General features: G+C 35.3%; 22 protein-coding genes and 2 tRNA genes. 15 read left to right on the top strand and 9 right to left on the bottom strand.

The genetic code is table 11. The annotated features are described in order from the left end of the window. Position 1: 1 nt before the first annotated feature. Both GQ45_RS06580 and GQ45_RS17995 read right to left on the bottom strand, forming a co-directional pair. Positions 2-1,501, bottom strand: coding sequence for an OmpP1/FadL family transporter (locus GQ45_RS06580; RefSeq protein ID WP_047416123.1), 1,500 nt, complete (start codon positions 1,499-1,501; stop codon positions 2-4). A gap of 26 nt (positions 1,502-1,527) precedes the next feature. Next, positions 1,528-2,808 carry a hypothetical protein gene (locus GQ45_RS17995; RefSeq protein WP_156125369.1) on the bottom strand — a complete coding sequence of 427 codons (1,281 nt, stop codon included), beginning with the start codon at positions 2,806-2,808 and terminating at the stop codon, positions 1,528-1,530. 92 nt (positions 2,809-2,900) lie between these two features. Between GQ45_RS17995 and proS the strand changes: the two genes are divergently transcribed. From proS to rpsT, 4 genes are all read left to right on the top strand, one after another. Beyond that, positions 2,901-4,376 (top strand): proline--tRNA ligase, encoded by a 1,476-nt coding sequence (gene proS, locus GQ45_RS06570; protein ID WP_047416122.1) that lies wholly within the window; start codon positions 2,901-2,903, stop codon positions 4,374-4,376. Positions 4,377-4,452: 76 nt separating this feature from the next. After that, positions 4,453-4,524 (top strand) — tRNA-Glu (locus tag GQ45_RS06565). Between the two features lie 46 nt (positions 4,525-4,570). Continuing rightward, positions 4,571-4,642 (top strand) — tRNA-Glu (locus GQ45_RS06560). Positions 4,643-4,743: 101 nt separating this feature from the next. After that, a complete protein-coding gene (rpsT, locus tag GQ45_RS06555) occupies positions 4,744-4,995 on the top strand; it encodes a 30S ribosomal protein S20 (RefSeq protein WP_047416121.1) in 252 nt (83 codons plus the stop codon). Positions 4,996-5,060: 65 nt separating this feature from the next. On the opposite strand, the gene GQ45_RS06550 is transcribed toward rpsT, so the two are convergent. The 3 genes from GQ45_RS06550 to rho form a co-directional block, all read right to left on the bottom strand. Beyond that, positions 5,061-5,759 (bottom strand): hypothetical protein, encoded by a 699-nt coding sequence (locus tag GQ45_RS06550; RefSeq protein ID WP_047416120.1) that lies wholly within the window; start codon positions 5,757-5,759, stop codon positions 5,061-5,063. A gap of 2 nt (positions 5,760-5,761) precedes the next feature. Continuing rightward, positions 5,762-6,433 carry a hypothetical protein gene (locus GQ45_RS06545; protein ID WP_047416119.1) on the bottom strand — a complete coding sequence of 224 codons (672 nt, stop codon included), beginning with the start codon at positions 6,431-6,433 and terminating at the stop codon, positions 5,762-5,764. Positions 6,434-6,599: 166 nt separating this feature from the next. Continuing rightward, a complete protein-coding gene (rho, locus tag GQ45_RS06540; protein ID WP_047416117.1) occupies positions 6,600-8,279 on the bottom strand; it encodes a transcription termination factor Rho in 1,680 nt (559 codons plus the stop codon). A gap of 191 nt (positions 8,280-8,470) precedes the next feature. Here rho and GQ45_RS06535 point away from each other — a divergent pair, with 191 nt between their 5' ends. Next, a complete protein-coding gene (locus GQ45_RS06535) occupies positions 8,471-8,881 on the top strand; it encodes a DUF4293 domain-containing protein (protein ID WP_047416116.1) in 411 nt (136 codons plus the stop codon). Positions 8,882-9,154: 273 nt separating this feature from the next. Here the strand turns inward: GQ45_RS06535 and GQ45_RS06530 are convergent, their stop codons facing one another. Continuing rightward, positions 9,155-9,655 carry a metallophosphoesterase gene (locus GQ45_RS06530; RefSeq protein WP_047416115.1) on the bottom strand — a complete coding sequence of 167 codons (501 nt, stop codon included), beginning with the start codon at positions 9,653-9,655 and terminating at the stop codon, positions 9,155-9,157. 77 nt (positions 9,656-9,732) lie between these two features. Here GQ45_RS06530 and truA point away from each other — a divergent pair, with 77 nt between their 5' ends. Beyond that, positions 9,733-10,473, top strand: coding sequence for a tRNA pseudouridine(38-40) synthase TruA (gene truA / locus GQ45_RS06525; protein WP_047416114.1), 741 nt, complete (start codon positions 9,733-9,735; stop codon positions 10,471-10,473). A 3-nt stretch (positions 10,474-10,476) separates the two neighbouring features. Next, complete coding sequence (locus GQ45_RS06520; protein ID WP_047416113.1) at positions 10,477-12,243, top strand: ABC transporter ATP-binding protein; 1,767 nt, start codon at positions 10,477-10,479, stop codon at positions 12,241-12,243. Positions 12,244-12,344: 101 nt separating this feature from the next. On the opposite strand, the gene GQ45_RS06515 is transcribed toward GQ45_RS06520, so the two are convergent. From GQ45_RS06515 to folP, 3 genes are all read right to left on the bottom strand, one after another. Beyond that, on the bottom strand, positions 12,345-13,124 hold the full coding sequence (locus tag GQ45_RS06515) for a DUF3667 domain-containing protein (protein WP_047416112.1): 780 nt from the start codon (positions 13,122-13,124) through the stop codon (positions 12,345-12,347). A gap of 275 nt (positions 13,125-13,399) precedes the next feature. Then, a complete protein-coding gene (locus tag GQ45_RS06510) occupies positions 13,400-14,185 on the bottom strand; it encodes a diadenylate cyclase (protein WP_047416111.1) in 786 nt (261 codons plus the stop codon). 40 nt (positions 14,186-14,225) lie between these two features. Further along, on the bottom strand, positions 14,226-15,065 hold the full coding sequence (gene folP / locus GQ45_RS06505; RefSeq protein WP_047416110.1) for a dihydropteroate synthase: 840 nt from the start codon (positions 15,063-15,065) through the stop codon (positions 14,226-14,228). Positions 15,066-15,171: 106 nt separating this feature from the next. On the opposite strand from folP, the gene GQ45_RS06500 reads away from it, so the two are divergent. The 8 genes from GQ45_RS06500 to GQ45_RS06465 all read left to right on the top strand — a co-directional run bounded on the left by GQ45_RS06500 (position 15,172) and on the right by GQ45_RS06465 (position 26,218). Continuing rightward, entirely contained in the window at positions 15,172-15,717 is a 546-nt protein-coding gene (locus tag GQ45_RS06500; RefSeq protein ID WP_047416109.1) for a DUF1599 domain-containing protein, read from the top strand. A gap of 2 nt (positions 15,718-15,719) precedes the next feature. Further along, complete coding sequence (locus tag GQ45_RS06495; RefSeq protein WP_047416108.1) at positions 15,720-16,817, top strand: BT_3928 family protein; 1,098 nt, start codon at positions 15,720-15,722, stop codon at positions 16,815-16,817. A 47-nt stretch (positions 16,818-16,864) separates the two neighbouring features. Continuing rightward, positions 16,865-17,614 (top strand): triose-phosphate isomerase, encoded by a 750-nt coding sequence (gene tpiA, locus GQ45_RS06490; protein WP_047416107.1) that lies wholly within the window; start codon positions 16,865-16,867, stop codon positions 17,612-17,614. A 67-nt stretch (positions 17,615-17,681) separates the two neighbouring features. Continuing rightward, positions 17,682-18,521, top strand: a complete 840-nt coding sequence (prmA, locus tag GQ45_RS06485) for a 50S ribosomal protein L11 methyltransferase (RefSeq protein WP_047416105.1) — start codon at positions 17,682-17,684, stop codon at positions 18,519-18,521. A 105-nt stretch (positions 18,522-18,626) separates the two neighbouring features. Continuing rightward, a complete protein-coding gene (locus GQ45_RS06480) occupies positions 18,627-19,481 on the top strand; it encodes a M57 family metalloprotease (protein WP_047416104.1) in 855 nt (284 codons plus the stop codon). Between the two features lie 165 nt (positions 19,482-19,646). Then, a complete protein-coding gene (locus GQ45_RS06475) occupies positions 19,647-19,922 on the top strand; it encodes an ATP-dependent Clp protease adaptor ClpS (protein WP_047416103.1) in 276 nt (91 codons plus the stop codon). Positions 19,923-19,989: 67 nt separating this feature from the next. Continuing rightward, on the top strand, positions 19,990-22,785 hold the full coding sequence (locus GQ45_RS06470; RefSeq protein WP_052188141.1) for a triple tyrosine motif-containing protein: 2,796 nt from the start codon (positions 19,990-19,992) through the stop codon (positions 22,783-22,785). Positions 22,786-23,035: 250 nt separating this feature from the next. After that, a complete protein-coding gene (locus GQ45_RS06465) occupies positions 23,036-26,218 on the top strand; it encodes a glycoside hydrolase family 2 TIM barrel-domain containing protein (protein ID WP_047416102.1) in 3,183 nt (1,060 codons plus the stop codon). Positions 26,219-26,222 lie beyond the last annotated feature (4 nt).

The raw sequence follows: 26,222 nt of genomic DNA, 5'->3' as shown, positions 1-26,222 counted from the left end.
ATTAAAAATTTACGGTGTACGTCAAAGTAGCATTCGTATTTCTAGTGGCAATATTCAATGAGGGTGAAGCGTCAGTACTTAAAATAGAGCTTAATCTATCTTGTTTGGCACTACTTAAAGCAAAATCAAGCCTGCTGGGTCCAAAATCATAACCAATACCTCCTGAGGCTCCATTCAAATCACCAATAGTGTTATTGATATAAGGACTTTGTTCATACCTGTATCCTCCGCGTAAACTAACTCTCTCAATTCTGTATTCCCCACCAATTCTAAGGCTTGAAACAGCTTGTAATTGATTTCTAATAAAATTATTTTCAGAAGCGAAGTTTGGATCAGATTCTGGTTTTAATTCCGCTTTAGACATATCTTGGTATCCATAATCAACGCTCAAAAGTCCGTTTTTACCAAAAACTAAAGCGAGACTCCCCGTTAATTTTTCAGGTGTTTTGATGGTGTACCTTTCGTATAAGTTGATCACGTCAAAATTGATAAAATTAATATCCACATCGGCTAAGTTCGAATTAATGCGTTGTGAAAATTCATCATCTAAACGATACCAAGTAGGCGATTGGTAACTTCCGCCAACTCTAATGTTTTCGTTAAGCTTTGCTATAGCACCTAAGCTGAATGAAAAAGCCGTTCCTTGTGTTCTCAAAAAATTATCAAATGAAGCTGAACGTACCTGAGAATCTGAATCATAACCGCTCTCTGAGATTTCAGTTAATTGATCAGAAAAAATACTATGAAAATTTAAGGAAGCTCCGAGATACAAATTGTTTTGGTATTGAGTAGCCACGTTTGCCGTAAACTTGTCATTATACCCAAAACTTGTTTTTCTATAATTTTGATTTACGGTCGAGCTATATTTTGTTAAACTCACATAATCAACATTAGCATCATCATTGGGGTCGACTGCATCAATGATGCCTCCAAATATCCCTAAAAAAGCCTGTTGATTGCCGTATCCAAGGCTAGCGCCAATATCTAAATAGGCATCCTCAATGAATTCTCCATCCTGTAATTTTATGGGGCCTAAGGGAGTACCTTGAGCAAAATTTAAAAAATACTGGTCAATTCCTGTGGCTGTTGAATAGCGCGAAGAAATGCTGTTGTCAAAATTCTGAACTCGATCATAGTTCAAAGCAACACTAATTTTTTTCCAATCCGTGTCTTGATTTAAAGTTTTAAATACAAAAACACCACCAATTTGGTTTAAGGCTGGATTATTAGTAGAAATTTCAGGAGATGCTCCCGCAATATTTTTCACATTATAATTGCTTCCAGTAAAACTTATTAAGCTATTGTTGAAAACAGCGGAGCCTGCCGGGTTTACATTTAGAGATGACAAATCCCCTCCTAAAGCTCCAAAAGCCCCACTCATGGCTTGGTATCTAGCCGTGCCTTGCGTATTATCAGTGCTGTATCTTAACACATCATTTATGTTTTGAGCAGTAACATAGGAACAAACCAATAGGGATGTTACGATAAGATATTTTTTCATTCGAATTTCTTTTATTTTTATCTTTTTTAATTTCCTCTACTACTGCCTCTGCTGCTGCTAGAGGAAGACCTTGAAGATCCAGAGGAACTTCTGCTGCTACTGCTTGAGCTTCTTGTTGCTGGTGCAGAACTTCTGCTGCTGCTTGAACTTCTTACAGCAGGTGAGGAGCCTCGAGAGCTACTTCCGGAGCTTCTATACGTTCCGCCAGACGAACTTCTTGAGCTATTGCTAGGAGAGTACGTTCTAGTTGGTGCACTACTTCTTGAGCTCCTGTAGCTGCCTGAAGTATTACCTCTTTGGTAGGTGCCTGAAGAGTTACCTCTTTGGTAGGTACTCCTGTTGGTATTCCCTCTATTGTAAATGCTTGTATTTCGAGAACTTCTATTATAATTGGGTTGAACTCTCGAGCTTCTGGCAGTTCTATAACTGGTATTTCTGTTCGATGACGTACCTGACCTGTACACTGAAGTATTTCTTGAATCTCTTCCTGTTGTAGTACTTCTGTAGCGACTATTATTTGTTACATCAGCTCTGCCTCTCAATGCTGTGTTCGTATAGGATCTGGTCCCTACAGTATTGGTCCGGTAATTGCCTCTTCTTCCATTGGTGTAGGCAAAATTTCTATTATTGTAAAAATTATTGTTCCAGCCATAACCACCGCCCCAATTGTTCCAGCCGAAGCCACCGCCCCAACCCCAATTGTTCCAGCCGAAGCCACCGCCCCAACCCCAGTTGTTCCAGCCCCAGCCACCACGCCAGTTGTTCCAACCTAAGCCGCCACCCCAGCCCCAGTTGTTCCAGCCCCAACCACCACCCCAGTGATTAAAGCCGCCCCAGCCGCCTCCCCAGAATGGATCAAAACCCCAGCCGCCGAAGCCGCCAAAATTGTCATAGTAGTTAATAGACACACTAGTTGGGTTCTGTCCCCAACCACCTTGGCCATTATAATCATTGAAATTGTTATCGTAATTGTCGTTTTGATACGCCACACCCGAACCATCATCAATCGGTTGGCTGTAATACCCATCAACGTCCGTGAAAATTTCACTATCAATTATCTCTTGATATTGATCAGCTCTTCTTCCGAAGTAATCGGCATATTGATTACTAGCATTTTGTTGTTGAATTTGTACTTGTCTCGGATTATTTTCAACTAAAACGCGATTAGTATTGGGATTCGAATAAATACCATCTGTATCGTAATACGATGATTGTTGATAAGAACCACAAGAGACCATAAATAGGGATGTTATTGCTATAAATAGTGTTGTTTTAATAGTGCTGTAGGGTAGGGTATGTGTCATCATTAAAAATTTAATTGTTGAACATTGTAAAAATAGTTAGTTTTACCGAACTATTTTCTAAATAAAGTCGCAAGATTTGTGCCAAACTGTTAAATATGAGTAAAAAATTAACGAAAAGAAGCGAAGATTATTCTAAATGGTATAATGAATTAGTTGTACAAGCTGATCTAGCTGAAAACTCTGGTGTAAGAGGCTGTATGGTTATAAAACCTTATGGATATGCTATCTGGGAAAAAATGCAGGCGGCTTTAGATAAAAGATTTAAAGAGACAGGTCACGAGAATGCTTATTTCCCAATATTTATTCCAAAATCGTATTTAAGTAAAGAAGCGAGCCACGTTGAAGGTTTTGCGAAGGAATGTGCGGTAGTTACGCACTATAGGCTTAAAAATGCAGAAGATGGGAGCGGAATTATTGTAGATCCTGATGCTAAATTAGAAGAAGAGCTAATTGTGAGACCAACTTCTGAAACTATAATTTGGGATACTTATAGACGATGGATTCAATCCTATAGAGATTTACCAATTTTAATAAACCAATGGGCTAATGTGGTGCGTTGGGAAATGCGAACGCGATTATTTTTGCGTACCGCTGAATTTTTATGGCAAGAAGGCCATACGGCACATGCCACCGAAGCAGAAGCCATTAGTGAAGCAAAGCAAATGATGGAGGTTTATGCTGAGTTTGCAGAAGAATTTATGGCAATGCCCGTTATCAAAGGAACGAAAACAGAAAGTGAGCGCTTTGCAGGAGCTTTAGATACCTATTGTATAGAAGCTTTGATGCAAGATGGGAAGGCCTTACAAGCAGGTACATCGCATTTTTTAGGGCAAAATTTTGCAAAGGCATTTGATGTAAAATTCGCTACAAAAGAAGGAACCCAAGAATATGTGTGGGCTACTTCATGGGGTGTTTCAACACGATTGATGGGGGCTTTAGTTATGACCCATAGCGATGATCTTGGTTTGGTTTTACCTCCAAAATTAGCACCGATACAAGTAGTAATTGTACCTATTTACAAGGGACTAGAGCAGTTAGATTTAATTTCAGAAAGAGTGCAGCCTCTAGTAAAAGACCTAAGAGCAAAAGGGATCTCCGTTAAATTTGACGATAGAGATACGTATAAACCAGGGTTTAAATTTGCGGAGTACGAGCTCAAAGGCGTACCAGTTCGTTTGGCTATCGGTCAAAGAGATATGGATAACCAAACTTTTGAAGTTGCACGTCGTGATACCTTAGAAAAAGAAACTGTAGCGGCAGCTCTTGTTTTGGATAAAATTGAATTTTTATTAGAAGATATTCAACAAAATATTTACAAAAAAGCCTTCGATTTCCGTGAAAATCATATTACTGAGGTAAATAGCTACGAAGAATTTAAAAAAGTTTTAGAGGCAAAAGGTGGTTTTATCGCGGCCCATTGGGATGGTAGTAAAGAGACAGAAGAAAAAGTTAAAAACGAGACCAAGGCTACTATACGTTGTATTCCCATAGATGCAGTTCTGGAAGAAGGGGCTTGTATGGTAACTGGAAAACCCTCTAATAAAAGGGTGTTATTTGCTAAGGCATATTAATTTTAAAAAAAAATTAGTTCCCTATTGCAATAGTTAAAAATAGTTGTATTTTTGCATCCGCAATTGCACAAGCGATGGTCCGTTCGTCTAGGGGTTAGGACGCCAGGTTTTCATCCTGGTAACAGGGGTTCGATTCCCCTACGGACTACAAGAAAATACTGAATTATGGTTTCATAATTCAGTATTGGTTTAATGGTCCGTTCGTCTAGGGGTTAGGACGCCAGGTTTTCATCCTGGTAACAGGGGTTCGATTCCCCTACGGACTACAAGTTCAATGTATACATTGAAAACTATAAATGTTAAGTTGAAAGTTAGTAAAGACTGATCTTAATTTTTAATTTTTCATTATCAATTTAAATAAAAAGAAATGGCAAATCACAAGTCAGCATTAAAAAGAATTAGAAGAAACGAAGCAGTACGTTTACGTAATAAGTACCAACACAAAACAATGCGTAATGCGTTGAGAAAATTGCGTGCTGAAGAAGATAAAAAAGCTGCAGAGACCTTATATCCTACTGTTGTTAGTATGATTGATAGATTAGCGAAGCGAAATATCATACATTCAAACAAGGCTGCTAACTTAAAAAGTAAATTATCTAAGCAAATAGCTTCGTTATAAACAGCTATACTGTGTAGAAAAATTTTAGGCTAATAAACGCCCTATCTTTTGATGGGGCGTTTTTTTTATTTCATGGTCTTAAACTTTCCTTTTAATTGTAAAAAGCCGTAAATAATAAAGCTATACATCACACCTACTAAGGTCAGGTGTACTCTTCTTAATGCATAGTATAGTTCGAGATCGGAAAATCTTGAAAAGGTATAATAAATTTTTATCGGAGTATACCCAATATGGAATATTAGCAATCCTACACTAATCCAAAATAGTAAGCTTAGTTTTATGATCTTACGCCTTAAGACACCCTTATTTTCTTTTAGGTACAAGATGATGCTATAGCTGAGCGCAAGGCCTCCATAGATATAGGCGTAAATTTGAGGTTTTAATAAAAAGTCCTGAAAAAACGAGTTTAAAATACTCATCACGATAAAACCAAAGCCAAGTATTAAGAGCTGTTTTTTATTCGTTTCCGATGAAATGAAACTGCGAAAGACATATAAAAAATAAATAAAATAAATAAAACTATAGCTATTATAGAAAACTACATTGTTATCTGAATATAGTTCTGAAAATAAGGGGTTGAATTCAAAATCTTTCGAGATTAAATAGCCTAATAATTCATTTAGAAACGTATACATCAGTAAAATAGGGTAATATTTTAAAGGCGTATCAAAATACTTGGGGTATTGAACCAAAGCTAAAATTAGGGTTAAGCCATAAAACAGGACAAACGAATTTTCTAAAAACAGATCAACTATTCGCCACATAATTAATTAAAATCTGAGCCTTGTTCAGGCGGCGGTTGCATATGTGAATCATTCAATATTAGGCTTTCATCATCGTCTTGAAAAGCATTTTTCTTAAAAATAGGTAGCATCGATGCAAACGACTTTTGAGTAGTTGTAGTTTGGCCTAATCCTTTACCTAAAATTCCAGGGTAGTCGCGAATTAATAGCGCTTCTTTTTTTCCATTACTTAGGCGCTTAATATAAAAGCCCAGGTTTATACTGTCCACTTTCATGGTGGGTAAAATAAAAAAAGTATTCTGTCTGGGATGCTTAATTTCCCTATGTTGCGCATCTTCTTTTTTATCTGGGTAGGTTGAAAAATAAAAACGTAAGGTTTCAACCTTTACTCCAGAAGCCTTAGCTTCTTGTTCAACATACGCAATGTAGTTTTTTACCGTTTCAAGATCGTATTCTCCAAATCTTGAAGCTATAAATTTTGAACCATCTTCGGAAGGGTCTTCTGAAGCTTCAATTAGCTTTACTCTTTTATTGGTATAATTGTCATAGCCATTTTTTGCCTCGGGTATACTAATGAGCTGTTTTGGAGCTTTTACTTCTTGGGGTTCTTGATCGGTATCGTCGGTATGTTTCTTTTCTGTATTACAGGCTAAAAGAAACACAAAAGCGGCCAGGGTGAGTCCTAAATTTTTCATATTTTAAGTGTTTAAGGTACGACATAAAAATACATTTGATTTTAGGGGGGATTATTCTAATGCTCCGTAAATATATTTGAAAATATACGAAATAAACAGGATTTGGTAAAAAAACAAAAACCCGATAGAAGTTACTATCGGGCTTTTAATACTATAAGGTTTGTTTTTATTGACTCATAGTCAATAAAAACTCTTCATTATTTTTAGTTTGTTTAATGCGTTGCTCAATAAACTCCATTGCTTCTACTGGGTTCATATCTGCTAAATATTTACGTAAAATCCACATGCGCTGTATGGTAGTTTCATCTAAAAGTAAATCATCCCTACGGGTGCTAGAAGAAGTAAGATCAATAGCAGGGAAAATTCTTCTATTCGATATTTTACGATCTAACTGAAGTTCCATATTTCCTGTTCCTTTAAACTCTTCAAAGATAACTTCGTCCATTTTAGATCCAGTTTCGGTTAGGGCGGTAGCGATGATAGATAGTGATCCGCCACCTTCAATATTTCTAGCCGCACCGAAAAAACGTTTGGGCTTGTGCAGTGCATTGGCATCAACACCACCACTTAGTACCTTTCCGGAGGCTGGTTGAACTGTATTGTAAGCTCTTGCGAGTCTTGTAATAGAATCTAATAAAATAACCACATCGTGCCCACATTCTACCAGTCGTTTTGCTTTTTCTAAAACAATGTTGGCTACGCGAACGTGCTCTGTTGCTTCTTTATCAAAAGTCGAAGCCACTACTTCACCACGCACATTGCGTTGCATATCTGTAACTTCTTCCGGGCGTTCATCTATTAATAAAATAATCTGATATACCTCAGGGTGGTTGGCTGCAATACCATTTGCAATGTCTTTTAGCAACATGGTTTTACCCGTTTTTGGTTGCGCTACAATCATACCCCTTTGTCCTTTTCCTATGGGAGAAAACAAATCGATAATTCTGGTGGATATAGTGCCTTGACGGTCTGATAAATTAAATTTTTCTTGAGGGAATAAAGGTGTTAAATGCTCAAAAGAAACTCGATCACGAACCACTTGAGGATCTATACCATTTATTTTATTCACTTTTATTAAAGGAAAATATTTCTCACCTTCTTTTGGTGGACGTACATTTCCTAAAACGGTGTCACCAGTTTTTAATCCAAACAATCTAATTTGTGATTGTGAAACATAAATATCATCGGGAGATGATAAATAGTTATAATCTGAGGAGCGCAAGAAACCATAGCCGTCTTGCATAATGTCTAAAACTCCTTCACTAGCAATAATACTGTCGAACTCATATTCAGGCTCTTTATACCTGTTTTTAAGATCTTTATCAAAATTATTGTTCTTTTCCTGCTTTTGGCGTGGATTAGGTTTATTTTGATTCGGATTGGTATTTTGATTCTGATTGGTGTGAACCGGTGTCTTTTTTTGAAAATCCTTTTTTTGATTCGGATTGTTCGTATTCTTTTTTGGAGCGGTTGGTACTTCTTTTGTAGTTTCAGCCTTTTGTTCTTGTGCTGGTTTTGAAGTATTGTCCTTATTTACAGGTCTTGGATTTGGTTTGTTAGCGACAATCCTTTCCTTTTTGTCCTCTTTTTTTTCAGGATTATTTGCCGTTTTTTGAACTCTTGGTTTCTTAGGTCTTGGTGTTCTGACTTGTGGTTTTTCGGCAGGGGCAGTTACTGTTTTACCGAGTGCCTCTTGAACTACTTTTGGGTTTGCAGCCTGAACGTCTAAAATTTGATAAACTAGGTCTAATTTTTTTAAGGTTTTGTACTTGGGTACTTTTAAACCGTCTGCAATTTCCTGCAACTCAGGAAGCTTTTTTGATTTTAAATCTGAAATCTCAAACATTAATTGTTGAATAAATTATACGTCTCTAAATAATTGAAGTGTAGTAAATCTAGATATATTTATAGGAACGAAGTCCTTAAAATTGGTAAGTGTTAGATTATAACAAGGCAATATTACAAATTATTTTCAATATTTCATTGATATTTCTTAAAAAGACAGTTATTTTGCAGTCTCTAACATAGAATTGAGAAATGATTCAAAGAATACAGACATTTTATTTGTTATTAGTGATACTTTTAACGGGTGCTTTACCGTTTTGGGTAAATCTATGGTCTGATGCTAATGGGAAAGAAATTTTTGCCCAAAATGAAATTTTAATTTCAGGCGCATTTATGGGTGCCGCAGTATTAGCAATAGTTGCTATTTTATGGTATAAGAAACGACAAAACCAATTTGTAGTAAACAGATTGAATATGATATTAAATCTTTTTTTACTAGGATTTTTCGTTTATCGGTCGCTAAATTTATCTGGAGAAATTGAGGTTTCTGAGAAAGGTATTGGGATGCTGATTCCTGTTTTTTCTATCGTATTTTTAGTCTTGGCCAACAAGGCTATTAGAAAGGATGAGGATCTTGTAAAATCTGTTGATCGCTTACGTTAAACCTAACATCTTAGTAGTATTAGTGCGTTAAACCCGGGGTTGTTCCCGGGTTTTTTATTTGGTATTATTTTGAAAAGTATTCAAGCCATGAATTTAAAATACGCCTTGCATGTATGTTTATTTTTTGCCGAAACTGGAATCTGTTTTATAAGGCATACCTCTTTTTTTCAGGATATTATCCTTAATTAGGATTTGAGGGCATAACCTAATAAATCTATTTGTAGGCTTTACTCAGCCCTCAAGTTTTCATATTTTCCTTGCGATTTTTTTAAATTAACCGGCTCTTTGTCCTAGCTCAATAATTTCTAAATCCTTGATGCTATCTCCATCAATTACAAATTGTAACATTGTTCTTATTTGATGAAAACCGTGTTTACCGCAAGCTCCAGGGTTCATATGCAATAAGTTAAGTTTTTTATCCCACATCACTTTTAGAATATGCGAATGTCCGGTAATAAATAATTTAGGCGTATTTTTTTTTATTTCTTCTTTAATTCTAGGATTATAGCGGTTAGGGTAACCGCCAATGTGTGTGATCCAAACAGCCACACCTTCGCACATAAATTTATTATCTAAGGGAAACTCTAACTGGGCCTTATGGTCATCAATATTACCATATACAGCGCGTAAAGGTTTTAGCTTTTGTAAGGTATCTGTAACCACTAAATTACCAATGTCGCCAGCATGCCATATTTCATCTGCTTTTTTTGCATATTTTAAAATAGTATCATCCATGTGGCTATGGGTATCAGAAAGTAAAAGTATTCGTTTCATTAAAAATATGTCAAATGTCTAGGGTCTACATGTTGAAATGGTACTATCTTTGTTTTTCACAAAAATAACCTATTCCATTGAGATATTTTGTTGTGTTTTCGTACTCCGGAAAACAATACCATGGTTGGCAAATTCAGCCCAATGCTATTACGGTTGAAGAAGTTTTGGAAGAAGCTTTTTCAACACTTTTAGGAGAAAAAATCGATTTAATTGGCGCAGGTAGAACAGATGCAGGCGTACATGCAAAACAAATGGTTGCACATTTTGATGCTGTTATAAGTAGGGATATTGAAGATTTACTATATCGCTTAAATGCTTTTTTACCTGCGGATATCGCAGTGCAGAATATTTACAAGGTAGCTGACGATGCCCACGCCCGGTTTGATGCGCATTCAAGAACCTATGAATATTGGTTGGTACAAGAAAAAAATCCTTTTTTGATACCCTTTGCACACTATGTAAAATATCCTTTAGACATTGAGAAAATGAATCAAGCGGCAGAACTATTGTTAACCTATAAGGACTTTGAATGTTTTTCAAAGTCGAACACTGATGTAAACACATATTTATGTACCATAAGCCATGCGCAATGGGTCCTTAACAAGGATGTGCTGGTTTTTACGATTACTGCAGATCGTTTTTTAAGAAATATGGTCAGAGCTATTGTAGGTACCTTACTTGAAGTAGGCTTGGGCAAATTAGAAATTGAGGCTGTTAAAACAATTATAAAAAGTAAAAACCGAAGTAATGCAGGCCCATCAGTACCCGCAAAAGGCTTATATTTGACACAAGTTTCATATCCAAAAAGAACTAAATAGTACATGGACAACAAATCAGGAAAAGCTTTTGACTTTAGCTTGTTTAAAAGATTAGTAAACTACACTAAGCCTTATAAAACTACTTTTTATGGTGTGGCTATCGCTGCTATTTTATTATCAGGTTTTGCGGTAATGACCGCTATTATTGTGGGAGATATTGTGGATGAAGCCATCACCCTAAAAGATGTTGACAAACTATGGTATTTAACGATGGCTATGCTTGGTGTTTTACTAGGGCAGGTAGTAAGTCAGTTAGGGTTTAATTATTATGCCAATTGGTTGGGCGAATCGGTAATTAAAGATGTTCGGATCGATTTGTTTTCGAAAATGATGGGTTTTAAAATGAAATATTTTGACAACTCCTCGATCGGAATTTTAGTCACAAGGGCCGTTGCTGATATGCAACGAATCGGTGAAATTTTTAGCCAAGGTTTTTTTGTTATTGTCGCTGATTTATTAAAGATGGCCGTAGTGGGTGGGGTTATGTTGTATCAGAATTGGAAACTTGCCTTAATTGTTTTCGCGCTTATGCCAATCATTGCCTATGCGACGCGTTTATTTCAAAAGGCAATGAAGATTGCGTTTACTGAAGTAAGAGCACAAGTGTCGAATTTAAATTCTTTTGTGCAAGAACGCATCACAGGGATGAAAATAGTGCAACTTTTTAACCGAGAAGAAACCGAAAAAGAAAAGTTTAGAGTGATTAATGAAAAACACCAAAATGCTTGGTTAAAAACAGTTTGGTACAACTCTATTTTCTTTCCTATTGCTGAAATCGTTTCTTCGCTTGCGATTGGATTAATTGTTTGGTATGGTGGCTTATTAAATATTGCGAATGTTGCTCCTAATGAATACGGCGCTATTTTTGCGTTTATTTTACTCTCTGATATGCTTTTTAGACCCTTACGCCAAATTGCAGATAAGTTTAATACACTGCAGATGGGTATGGTTGCAGCAAATCGGGTATTTAAAATTTTAGATACGGATAGCCAAATTGAAGATTCAGGTACTATTGAACAAAAAGATGTTAAAGGAAACATTGAATTTAAAGACGTACACTTTGGCTACTTAGAAAATGAAGAAGTGCTTCATGGAATTTCTTTTAAAGTACAGGCAGGGGAGACGGTGGCCATTGTTGGTGCTACTGGAGCAGGAAAATCGACTATTATAAATTTATTAAATCGTTTTTACGAGATCAACTCTGGTGTTATTTCTGTAGATGGAATTTCTATTAACGAATATACCCTCAGTTCCTTGCGTTCAAAAATTGCGGTAGTTTTACAAGACGTATTTTTATTTGCGGACACCATTGCCAATAATATATCTTTAAAAAATCAAGATATTAGCAAAGCGGATATTGAAGCTGCAGCGAAACAAATTGGTGTTGATGAATTTATTAGTAGTTTACCCAATGGCTATGATTACAACGTGAAGGAACGTGGCACTATGCTTTCAAGTGGACAGCGACAGTTAATAGCTTTTTTAAGGGCCTACGTAAGCAATCCCAGTATTTTGGTCTTAGATGAAGCAACATCATCTGTTGACACCTATTCTGAGCAACTGATTCAGAAAGCGACCGAAAAAATAACGGAGGGCAGAACATCGATCATTATCGCACATCGTTTGGCAACCATTAAAAAAGCAGATAAAATAATTGTGATGGATGCCGGTAAAATTATGGAAATGGGCAGTCACAAAGAACTCCTTAAAAAAGGAGGCTATTATAGCAATTTATACGAAGCGCAATTTTTATCAGAGGAAGTGGCGTAAGGTTAGTTTCGAGTTTTAAGTTTTAAGTTTTTTCCGAGAAGGAAATCTAGTTTTTTTTATTTTTCTATTCTACGTTTAATTTTTGGACAATTCAATTTTATTTAATTGGGCGGCGCAAAATCTTCTAAAACTAACATTTCAGTAGCAAATAATACAATCACAAATACTATTATCAACCCTATGAATCCCACAAATGTTAAGAACGAATACAACATCGATCTAGGGATTAAATATTTGATTTTATAAGTATTCATTTTTTGAAGTACATAAACGCTATAAAAGAATATAAAAAACACTAGCGGTAGTCCAATAGTTAGGTATTGTTCAGGAGAAATTAATAAAACGCCTATACTAATTGGAAAAGATAGTATACTATATTGTGCCAAAATATAAATAAAAGTGACAAAATATTCTGGTAAATTATATTTACCCTTGTTAATGGCGAGATATGATGCAATGGCTAAAATAGGTATATAAAGCAAAAATATAAAGGAGCTATAATCAAACATAAGCTCCATAATTTTTGCATTCGCAGCTTCATTTTGTCCGTTGGAAATACTATTCCATTTTATATCATCTTTAAAGTATTTTCTCAAGAAGAATAATAATATTCCAGATAGTGTTAAAGCTATAGTCATATAGCTTACGGGGTTCATATATTTTTTACGAATACCATCAATATAACCACCTATAACAATATCGGGTTTAGTGAATAAATGCCAAAAGGTTTTTAAAAAAGTATTATCCAAATTAAAAAATCGTTCGGTAACATCATATGCTAGATTTTTAACCGTAATTCTATTCCGTATCACTTTAGCACCACAAGCAGGACAAAAAGAATAATCTGTTCTTAGAGAGTCATTACAGTTTTTACATTCCATTGGTTGGTTTTTTTGTTATTTAAAAATTAAAGCTAATGAATTTCAAAATGTCAGTCTAAGCTTGTCGAAGACCAACGAGCAAGCCATTTCTAGAGGCTCAATAGAACAAAATAGTTTACATTTGTCATCAGAACTATTTTTACAATCTTTGATACATTATTAATTTCTACATACCTAGTTTTTGTGCATTTAAACTCGTAAACTATCCCCAAACAACTACAAACTTTAGTCTAGCGACTAATTTTACAAGAATTTAAATCTTAGCACCTAAAACTTTACAAAAGGTCTTCTTTAAGCATGTTTGAAAGCTCGTTCAAATCTTTATAAAGCGTAAATTCTCCGTTTTTTATATAGGTAATGCTGCCCGTTTCTTCACTTACCACTAAGGCTAATGCATCAGTTTTTTCGGTAATGCCCACAGCGGCCCTATGTCGCAATCCAAAACGCAAAGGAATATTTCGCTCGTTCGATACCGGCAAGATTACTCGGGTAGCTACAATGTAATTGTTTTCAATAATAGCGGCGCCATCGTGTAAGGGGCTATTTTTGTAGAAGATACTTTCAATGATGGGTTGCGAAATTTCAATATGCATTTTATCGCCTGAAGATTTTACAAAATCTAACGAATTGGTGCGGCTAATAATTAATAAGGCACCCGTTTTAGAACTGCTCATTTTATCACAAGCGCCTAAAATAGCATCTACATCGGTGCTTATCGCTCCAGCTTCTTGTTTTAAAAACTTAAAGTGTTTTATAAAGTTTCGTTTATTTGAAAAGTTGGTCGACCCAATCATTAATAAGAATTTTCTAATTTCTTGTTGAAACACAATGATTAAAGCAATTAAACCTACTTGCATAAAACCGCCTACCATGCTGCTAATCATTTTCATTTCGAGCAACTCAGTCAGTTTCCAAAAGCCCCAAACAAAGACAATACCAATAAAAATATTAATAGCAACAGTTCCGCGAACTAATTTGTAAATGTAATACAAGAGAATAGCGACCAAAAAAATATCGATAAGGTCGGTAATTTTAAAATCCAGAAAATTTAGAAAATTCAAGCTACGTGGTTTTTTGTAAAATTAGGAAAAATCAATGAACTTAAAACGAGTTATTTGTAAGCTCAGTTTGCGCCACTATTTCAATGCATTCTGCAGCTTCTTTAACATCGTGAACTCTAAGTATATGAGCCCCTTTTAAAAGGGCAATGGTATGTAAAACACTCGTGCCATTTAATGCGTTTTTGGCGTCGGTTTTTAATAGTTTGTATATCATAGATTTTCTGCTAATCCCGACCAAAATAGGTTTTTCGGTAATTTTGAAGAGATCTAATTTTTGCATGAGTTCGTAATTTTGTTCCAATGTTTTTGAAAAGCCAAATCCAGGATCAATAATAACATCATTAATGCCATGAGCATGTGCCTTGCTAATTTTTTCTGAAAAATAGTATAACACATCATTTAAAAGATGCTCATAATTTGTATGGTGTTGCATTTGCTGAGGCGTACCTTTCATGTGCATCATTATGTAGGGTACCTTCAGTTCGGCAACGGTTTGCATCATGTTTTTATCTAAACTCGCCGCCGAAATGTCATTAATTAAACTGGCTCCCGCCTCAATACATTCCTTAGCCACTTGAGCTCTAAAGGTATCTATAGAAAGCAAAATAGAAGGGAATTCTTTTAGTAATACTTCAACAATGGGAACAATTCGTCGCAATTCTTCAGTTAAAGAAACATGTGCAGCGCCTGGCCTAGAACTATAGGCGCCAACATCAATAAAAGTAGCGCCGTCATTGATCATTTTAGCTACTTGTGCTATACTAGCTTCAGGATTCATATATTTTCCGCCATCATAAAATGAGTCTGGCGTACTATTTAACACACCCATTATTTTAGGATTTTTAAAATCTATAAGGTTTCCTTTACAATTTACTGTCATTTTTTAATGAAATTGAATAAGATTTGATGTATTGGCTTAACTTTAAACCGTGATACTTGAACATTTAAAAATTTTGAACGAAATTTACACAAATTAGAAACAATACATGCAAAAAACGTCAGAACAATACGATGCAGTCATCGAAATTTGTAGAGATTTATTCTCTAAAAAAATGAAAGATTACGGCAGTGCTTGGCGAATATTGCGACTTCCATCTTTAACCGATCAAATTTTTATTAAAGCGCAACGCATTCGTGGACTGCAGGAAAACGAGTTTCATAAAGTTGATGAAGACGAGCAATCAGAGTTTATAGGCATTATAAATTATGCGCTTATGGCTTTAATTCAAATCCATGAAGGTGTAGCAGATCAGCCAGACATGACTACTGAAGAGGCTTTGGAGCATTTTAATAGTCATCTATCGCTAACGAAAGCACTAATGCTTAACAAAAACCACGATTATGGTGAAGCCTGGAGAGATATGCGTGTAAGCTCCCTTACCGATTTAATTTTACAAAAGGTATTACGTGTAAAGTCCATAGAAAATAATAAAGGCAAAACCTTGGTAAGTGAAGGTATTGAGGCAAATTATCAAGACATGATTAATTATGCGGTATTTGCCATGATACATTTAACCTCAAATTCTAAATAAGAATGAAATATTTCGTAGCAGTAAGTAGAATTTTTGTCGGCTTGTTATTTATTATCAGTGGATTTATAAAGCTGAATGATCCAGTAGGTTTTTCGTTTAAACTTGAAGAGTATTTTAGTTTTAGTGTCTTGAACTTTCCCTCTTTAGAACCTCACGCCCTTAAAATTTCTATTCTAGTGGTTATTTTAGAAGTGCTTTTAGGAGTGCTTTTATTACTAGGTTTTCGTGTAAAATTTACCCTCTGGAGCTTATTATTAATGATTATTGGCTTTACTTTTTTAACTTTTTATTCCGCTTATTTCAATAAAGTAACAGATTGCGGTTGTTTTGGAGATGCCTTAAAGTTAACCCCCTGGGAATCTTTTACCAAAGATGTTATATTGCTGCTTTTTATTTTAATTTTGTTTAAAGGGCAAAAATACATTAGCCCTATTTTTAGTGCTGGTGTAAATAGATTTTTAACCCTGCTTGCGGTATTAGCGAGTTCTGTTTTTGCTTACTATGTATTAAATCACCTACCGGCAATAGATTTTAGACCTTATAAAATTGGTGCCAATATAGAAGAAGGTATGATAGTTCCGGAAGATGCGCAAAAAGCTGTCTTTGATTACGCTTGGAAATTTAAGGTAAATGGTGAGGAAAAAGTGATTGTAACCCGTGGCGATTACCCCACGGTTGATGGTGAATTCTTAGATGTAGAAACCACCGAAATAGCATCAGGTTATGAACCCCCTATTCATGATTTTACCATTGAAAAGGATGGGGTTGATAGGGCGGATGAATTACTACAAGAGCCTAAATTAGTGATGGTAGTTGCCTATGACTTATCTAAAAGTAATTATAAAGCCTTCGAGGAAATTAAAAAAATAGCTGAAGAAGCCACTAAAAACGGATATAAAGTAATTGGTATGTCGGCCTCAAGTGAAGACTTTACCTTAAAACTAAGCAAAGAATACAAACTGGCTTTTGATTTCTATTTTACAGATCAAACTACCTTAAAAACCATCGTTAGATCTAACCCCGGGGTGCTGGTTTTAGAAAAAGGAACGATCAAACAAAAAGTACATTATAACGATTTAGATGAATTGAAGTTTAATTAAAGTTAAAGGAATTAAATATCAAGCATCTTATTAAAAGTATAAAAATTATGAGAAGTAAAATTGTAGCAGGAAATTGGAAAATGAATAAAAATCAGGAAGAAACAGAAGCATTACTTGCTGAACTTTCCGCAAAACTGCCTGATACAGCCGCAGAAGTAATGGTGGCACCAACCTTTGTGAATTTAGCTTCTGCTGTTCGTGATTTAGAATCTTCAACCATTCAAGTAATTGCTCAAAACATGCATTTTGCTGAAAGTGGTGCCTTTACAGGTGAAATTTCTGCCGATATGCTTTTGAGCATAGGAGTTCAAACCGTAATCATAGGTCATTCTGAGCGAAGAGCCTATTTCGGTGAAACTGATGAAATATTAGCAAAAAAAGTAAAAGCAGCACTGGCAAAAAATATGAGAGTTATGTTCTGTTTTGGAGAGGAATTAGAAGACCGAAAGTCAGATAATCATTTTAATGTTGTCGCAGGTCAATTAAAAAATGGTTTATTTGATTTGGAGGCCGAAGCTTGGAAAAATATTGTTTTAGCGTATGAACCTGTTTGGGCCATAGGTACGGGGGAAACAGCATCACCTGAGCAAGCGCAAGAAATGCACGCTTTTATCCGTAAAACAATCACCGAAGCTTTTGATGCGAATATCGCTAATACCGTCTCTATTTTATATGGTGGTAGCGTAAAGCCGTCTAATGCTGTTGAAATATTTTCTAAGCCCGATGTGGATGGAGGGTTAATTGGAGGGGCATCTTTAGTTGCGGACGATTTTATGGCGATAGTAAAAGCGATTTAAAGGTTAAACATTTAATTTTTAAAAGGATGTTCAAACAACGAATGTCCTTTTTTTATTCACTATAAAAATGGAACAAGAAAATACGTACATCGAATATCATTTTAGAGTAACCCCACTAGAACCCGCTACTGATATTTTAATTGCTCAACTAGGTGAAGTGCTTTTTGAAAGCTTTTTAGAAACTGAAGACGGAGTTTTGGCCTACATTAAAAAAAGCGATTGGTCAACTTCGATTTTAGACACTATCGAGATATTGAAAAACCCAAACTTTAAAATAGAAAACGACTCTAAAGAAATAGCTCAAGAAAATTGGAACGCTACTTGGGAACAGAATTTCAATGCGATTCAGGTGGATGAAAAATGTATTGTTCGGGCTCCTTTTCACGAAAAAGCCAATGTGCTGTATGATATTGTTATTGAACCTAAAATGAGTTTTGGCACTGGACATCATGAAACAACCCACATGATGTTACAACATATTCTAGATACAGATTTTAAAAATAAGTCTGTTTTAGATATGGGAAGTGGTACTGGTGTATTAGCCATTTTAGCAGCCATGAAAGGCGCAACAGAGGTCGACGCTATCGATATTGATAATTGGTGCTATTTGAACGCACAAGAAAATGTAGAGCGCAATAATTGCACGCATATCAATGTTATGGAGGGTGATGCCTCTTTGTTAGGGGATAAAAGCTATGCTATCATTATCGCCAACATTAATCGGAATATTTTGTTGGCTGATATTTCGACCTATGTACAATGCTTACAACCAGGCGGGATTTTATTTTTAAGTGGATTCTATACGGAAGATCTGCCCATAATTACCGAGAAATGTAATGAAGTAGGCTTAAAATTCGATTCTAATTTAGAACGTAATAATTGGGTGGCTGCAGTTTATCGAAAATAAATTTTTTTATGATGTTTTAATTTAGGGTATTGTTATATTGTAGGAATATTTCAATTTAATATTGAAAAAGACTACAAATAAATAAACCACTAAAACTCAAGTATTATGAAAAAAAACCGATTAATTTTTAGCGCTATTGTATTAATGGGCCTACAAAGCGCTTGTGAAAAAGGAAATGAAACCAACTTGCTTTTGCCTGAAGAAAGTAATGATCTTATTCAGCAAGAAGCCTTAGCATTAACTGACGATGTTTTAAAAGTATTTAAAAACAATTACTATAATGTAGATGACGTTTCTGTAGTTGATTTTATGCTTCCCGATGGAACCATGGAACAAAGATTTAAGCTAGAAAATGATATTTTATTTTCAGCTGAACAGTTTAAAAGTTTATCAGAACTTAATACTAAAGCGGCTAAAAATTATCATACCACAAATTTAGTAAGGCCCAGAGTACTTTCAATTATTGGCTATACTGGCGGTCAAAATGCACTTTCTACCAAAGAACGAACCGCACTACAATATGCAGTTAATAATTATAATGCTTTAAATTTAAGTATTCGGTTCACACTAACTTTTGGAACCTCCTACCAAAATAAGGATATGGTCGTGTACTACAATCCTAATGAATCAGGAGCAGGCGGCTCTGCGGGTTTTCCAAGTAATGGGAACCCCAATAAATTTATTCAAATTTACGGTTTAGACAACGCAGATGTGAATGTTGTAGAACACGTTATTACTCATGAAATGGGTCATTCTGTAGGTTTTAGACATACCGATTGGTTTAGCCGTCAAAGCTGCGGACAGAATCTCAATGAAGGAACCTCAGGTGTAGGAGCCATACCCATTCCGGGAACTCCTGCGGCCTATGACCCCACTTCAATCATGCTGGCATGTTTTAGTTTTAATGAGGATGGAGAGTTTAATAACAATGATATTATCGCACTAAATTACCTTTACTAATTTAAAATTAAAAACAAGATTACATCAAAAAGGGGTTTTTCTAGGGATAGAGAAATCCCTTTTTTAATTTGATTACATAGTTTTAATAGTACATAATTGTTAAAAAGCAGGTTTAAAATAAACTAGGTTTTCAAAGAAATTGTATATTAGTATTAAAATGTATCTATGAGCACAAAAGAAAAGGTCTTAGAAGACCTACTTGTAGAAGAAGCAACGCAACAACAAAACGAAATAGTACTGTATAACGATGAGGTCAATACCTTCGACCATGTCATTGAAACCTTAATAGGGGTTTGCGATCATACGCCGGAGCAAGCAGAACAATGCTCTATTATTGTTCATCACAATGGTAAATGTACCGTAAAAACAGGGGATTACGATGATTTAAAGCCTCGATGCAGTAAGCTATTACAAGCCGGACTAAGCGCAGAAATTGTATAGTTGGTATTAGGCTTTTTTATTATCTTTAGAAACCATTGCTATAACTTGGTTTTATATATCTACACTATTGAAAAATTTCAACGTATTAGTAGCCCTATTGTTCCTTTTTTCTTGTTTTTCACAAGAATTACCGCCCATTAAAAACTTTTTTCCTAAAGACTATAATGCTGAAAATCAAAATTGGTCTATTTCTCAATCGGCCGAGAAATTAATTTATGTCGCCAATAGTAAGGGTTTGCTTGAATACAATGGGGCAAACTGGAAACTATATCCCACGCCCAATGAATCTATTTTAAGATCTGTAAAAGTGGTAGATGATCTCATTTATACGGGTTGTTTTATGGATTTTGGATATTGGAAAAAAAATTCGTTAGGAGTATTAGCGTATACGTCTTTAGCAAATAAAATTGATTATGATTTAATTGAAGATGAAGAATTTTGGAATATTATAGCTATGGAAGATTGGATGGTATTTCAATCTTTAAAACGTATCTATATTTATAATGTAAAAGATGCCTCGGTAAATATTATTGACTCAAAAAACACCATAACTAAAATATTTAAAGTGGGTCAAAGCATATATTTTCAAAGAATGGGTCAAGGCATTTTTAAAATAGACTATGGCAAAGACATTTTACTTTTTGATGATGAAATCGTAAAGGAAGATGAGGTCATTAATATTTTTAAAACAGCAACGGGAATAGTCTTACTTACCCAAAACAATGGTTTTTATAGTGTTCAAGATGATAAGCTGATAAAGTCAACACGTATTTCTAATGAATTTGTCTCAAAGGGAAGCCTTTATGCCGGTATACAGCTTAAAAATAAACACTTTTTGCTGGGTACAATTTCTAACGGATTAAGTTATTTAGATCAGAATGGGGAACTTATATATCAAATAGATCAAAACAATGGACTATCAAACAATACCGTATTATCGCTTTTTGAAGATGTTGATGATAATATTTGGTTAGGGCTTGATAATGGTATAAGTTATGTAAATAGCAATGCTCCCTACAAAGTATTCCACGATTATAAGGGCGTTTTAGGAAGTGTTTACGCCTCTATAGTACATAATGACATGTTGTATTTAGGTACCAATCAAGGGCTTTTTTATAGAAGTCTGCTCGCTGACGATACCTTTAAATTTATAAATGGAACCCAGGGCCAAGTATGGAGTTTAAATATTTTTGAGGATACACTTTTTTGTGGGCATAACTCAGGTACTTTTATTATTGCCGACGGCCAGGCCCAAAAAATAGAGGGTATTCAAGGAACTTGGGATATTGCTGAAATTGCTAATGAGCCAAATTTATTGCTTCAAGGAAATTATGATGGTTTGTATATTTTGGAAAAAAACAACCAAAATTGGAAACTTCGGAATAAGCTGGAGGGTTTTAATAATTCCTCACGATACTTTGAGAAAATAGATAATAAAATATTTGTAAACCATGAATATAAAGGTGTTTTTGAACTATCGGTTGACCCTTCTTTAATTAAGATAAATAGTGTGGCTATAGATTCTAGTTTAAAGGGTGCTAATTCAGGGATCATTAGTTATAATGGTTCTTTATTGTTTGGGTATAAAAAGGGCATTTATGTTTACAATATGGGTTCTGAGCAGTTTCAAAGAGATAGTATATTGAGCGCAGTGTATACTGAAGATGAATACTTAACCGGGAAATTAATTTCAAATAAAAAAAACAATTCTTTATGGATTTTTACCAATACTAATATAAGTTATGTAAACAGGCCAGTGTTGGCCAATACCTTAAAAGTGAAGAGTATACCCTTGACAAAGAAAACGCGTGAGGGTATTGTAGGGTATGAAAATATAATGAAATTTCCGGATAAAAACACCTATTTAATAGGGACAACTTCGGGATACTTAACGGCTGATTTAGATAAGTTAGAAATAAAAGATTTTCAAATACGTATCGGAGAGGTTTTAAATGGGTTTAACAAGATAGATCTAAGTTTAGTTGATCCAAGTCTCCAATCAAATTATAACAGTGATCAAAATAACCTTAAAATAAACTATTATACCCCAGAGTTCAATAAATTATTAACAACGCAATACCAATATCAGTTACAAGGGATGTATGACGATTGGAGTGATTGGTCTGAAGAAGCAGAGACAACTTTTGAGAACCTTCCTTATGGTGATTACGTTTTTAAGGTTCGATCTAGAATAGGAAATAAAGTCGCCAGTAATATGGCTAGCTTTTCCTTTAGTATCGCTAAGCCATGGTATGTATCGAACACTTTAATTATTCTTTATATTCTAGGGGTATTCCTTTTTTCCTTTTTTATGCATAACGTATATAAGCGTTACTACAAAAAACAGCAGGAAAAATTAATACTTAAAAACAGAAAAGAATTAGAGTTGACTCAAGTACGCAACGAAAAGGAAATTATTAAAATTAGAAACGAACAATTAGAGACCGAATTTAAAAGTAAAAGCAAAGAACTAGCGGTTTCAGCTATGAGTATTATAAAAAAGAACGAATTATTAAATACCATAAAAGAAGAACTAGATACAGTTAAGGATAAAAACTCATTAAAGCCGGTAATTTCTATTATTGACAAAAGTTTGAAAAAGAACGATGATTGGGAATTATTTAAAGAGGCCTTTGATAATGCCGATGCTGATTTTTTAAAGAATATCAAAAAAATACATGGCTCGTTATCTCCTAGTGATTTAAAATTATGCGCGTATTTGCGCTTGAACTTATCTTCTAAAGAAATCGCTAATTTGTTAAATATTTCTTCTCGAAGTGTTGAAATAAAGCGTTATAGACTCCGTAAAAAACTCAATTTAGAACATAAAGACAATCTTGTTACTTATATTTTAGAGCTATAACACCTCAACAATTCTATTTTTAACACCACTACTACCTCAACATTACCTCAACAATAGCGTCAAGGCTATTTTTTTTAACGGTATTTTCTAGTTCTCGAGCTAAACTTGAGTTTCTTTATAAATTGCTGCTCTCCACTTTTAAATTGATAATAAATAGGTGGTTTTATTGTCATGTATACTTTTTGTTGAGGTAAAAAAAATTGATTTAATAATATAATTATGATAATTTTATGAAATCAAAAATTCTTATATGGATACAATTCGAAAAAACGCACTAAACCTAGTACTCTTGTTATGTACAACATTTATCTTTTCGCAAACAGATAAAGTGGTGGTCGTAAACGATGAAAGCGGAATGCGATTGGTAGTCAATGGTGAGGACTTCATGATTAATGGTATGAACTGGGATTATATACCTATCGGAAGAAATACAGTAGACGCCGAATTTTGGAAAAAGTCGGATGACATTATTATGGCCGGACTCGATACGGAAATGTCACTTTTAAAAAATATGGGTGTTAATGCCATTAGGCAATATACTGGTGTTCCGGCAAGGTGGATTCGATATATCTATGAAAACTATGGCATATATACCATGTTGAATCATTCATTTGGAAGGTATGGGCTAACACTTGATGGTGTATGGACTCCTGTTACAGATTATTCAGATGCGCGTACTCAGAAATTCTTGATGTCTGAAATTGAAAATTTGGTCAGAGATTATAAAAACACGCCAGGACTATTAATGTACTTGTTAGGTAATGAAAATAACTATGGCCTGTTTTGGGCGGGGGCCGAAACAGAAGATTTTCCAGACGACGAGGAAGAAAGAATGTTTGTTGGGGAAAAGAGAGGAAGACCCATGTATAAGCTTATGAATGAAGCCACGCTTAAAATGAAGTCCATGGATTCTTCTCATCCTGTAGCCATTTGTAATGGTGATGTTTTATTTATAGACATTATTGCCGAAGAGTGTAAGGATGTTGACATCTATGGTGTAAATATGTACCGGGGTGTATCTTTTGGAGATGCGTTTCAAACAGTAAAAGACAAATTGAACAAGCCCATTTTATTTACAGAATTTGGGGCAGATGCTTTTAATGCTATTAAAAATCAAGAAGATCAAAAAGCTCAGGCCTATTATATGTTAGGGAACTGGAAAGAGATTTACGAAAATGCGGCAGGATTGGGAAAGGCTGAAAATTCAATTGGTGGGTTTACCTTTCAATTTAGTGATGGGTGGTGGAAGTACGGTTTTGATGACAGGAAAAATGCAGATATACACGACAATAACGCGTCATGGTCTAATGGCGGGTATGATATTGATTTAGTTCCGGGCGAGAATAATATGAACGAAGAATGGTTTGGAATCTGTGCTAAAGGCCAGACAGACCCTCGAGGACTTTATGATTTATATCCGAGAGCAGCCTATTATACTCTAAAAGAGGCACATCGATTAAACCCGTACGAAGATGGGGTCACCTTATCCTTTGTTCAAAATTACTTTGATAATATCCAAATTATGGATGCTGTTTTAAAAGCACGAGGTGATAAAGCAGCATTGGTTGGTGAGCAAACTAGTAAGCTTAGAGTGAGTAAACTGGAAGCGAAATTCACCACCTTTAATACGGGTGGTAATTTACTTACCACGCCTGAGTCTCCCGATCCAAATGCTACAGATTATCCTAACCAATTGGGTTTTGACGATATGCAATCTTATTTTATAGGTTTTGAAGGAGAGCCAGCTCCAAATATGAGAGCTAATGTTAATTTTAACATCCTTGGAAATGTCGCAACAAATCCTATCGATGAAATATTTTATGAGAATAGAGGGCGACCGATAGAGGTGGTTACTGGTGAAGGAAATGTGCTTATTGAAGATGTTAATCGCGTACAAGTTTATAATGCTTCTTACGAGTGGAATACTAAAAACTTTGATCTAAGAGGTTTTTATAGAACAGGACATTACCATTGGGGGTATGAAGGAGATTTCTTCGGTTTATATCCAGAGGCCAACTACGGTCCAAATTTAGACATATACAACGGGGTCATTAGTGGTTTTGAATTTGATGGGAAAAGAGACATAAAAGGATTTAAAGCAGCTTTCGGCCAGCAACTTTGGTGGGGTGCTAACCCTGCCATTCTATTAAAATACAGTAGAAGTATTGGTAAATATGACCTTACTGGTGTTTATCATGAAGACATTGATGATTTTGGTACCATTGTTTCTTCTTTGGCTGTACCTATGCCTAGAACTCGAAGGGCTACGCTGCATATTGAAAGAGAAATTGGAGATTTTGGTTTTGAAATTGGAGGGATCTGGGGTGGTCAACCATTAAATGATCGACTATTCCAATTTTCAGAAGAGAATCCAAATTATAATCCAAATACACCAAATGAAGATCCAAAATATATCATCTATACCGACCAAGTTAATGAAAAAGATAATTGGGGTGCCAAAGGAAAAATCACGTACTCAGGTGGGCGCTTCAATTGGTATGCTCAGGGGGCAGCCATGGGCTTAGTCGCCAATGGTGGTGCTGATTATACAAGAACCTTTACAGGTTGGCGATTAAAGGATAGCGGAAGTGGAAATCAAACTAATTTCCTTACAGGGTTAACCTATACCGTTGGCAATGTTCAAATTGCACCTAACTTCTTATGGCAAAAACCTATCGTGGGTCCCATGCCAAATGACGCCCAAGGGCCTGGAAGACTTAGAAATATTTTAGATGATCCCTTTGTTGTGCGAGCCAATAGAGAAACTACAGCGGGAGAACTACTCCTTACTTGGGATCCAACTCCTGGTACTTGGATGTACGAATGGGATAATGATCGTGCTGAAGACGCAAAATTAGCTGTTAGTGCCGGGTTTGTTTTTCGCCATCATCCGACCACCATGGATGCCGCTATTGGATTTTTAGGGAACCGTACCTTATTTGCTTTTCCTAATTCAGTGCCTGCACAAAATTTATGGGAAACACATACTAGAATTGTTTCTAAAATAAACCCAGACTTGGGTATGATTGCAAATCTTTATTTTGGAAATGCACAAGCCAATGGTAGTGATGAACGATTGGTGGAGCGTTTTGGAGGCGATATTCGCTTAATCTACAACAAAATAAAGGTAGAACATGCTTTTAAAATTAATGATTGGGGTCCCTTTGATTACCATCGCGATTTTAACCTTACGTATCCTGTGCAGCTCATGTTAGATATTTCAACGACATTAGGAAAGCCAGACTGGTTTATTTTACCCAGTACTCAAGTGGGTATCCGAGGTACTTGGCGTACCATGAACGAATTTTCTCCTCGATATCTTCCTAATGAGGCGGCAGAATTTGCAACAAGCCCTACCATTAGTCCTGTTGGCTTTGGGAATGGCAACGAATGGGAGATAAGAACATATATACATATCAATATTGGGAAATAAAAAA

It is taken from the genome of Cellulophaga sp. Hel_I_12 (assembly GCF_000799565.1).
Lineage (GTDB): Bacteria > Bacteroidota > Bacteroidia > Flavobacteriales > Flavobacteriaceae > Cellulophaga.
This window is presented reverse-complemented; position numbering and strand designations above follow the sequence as displayed.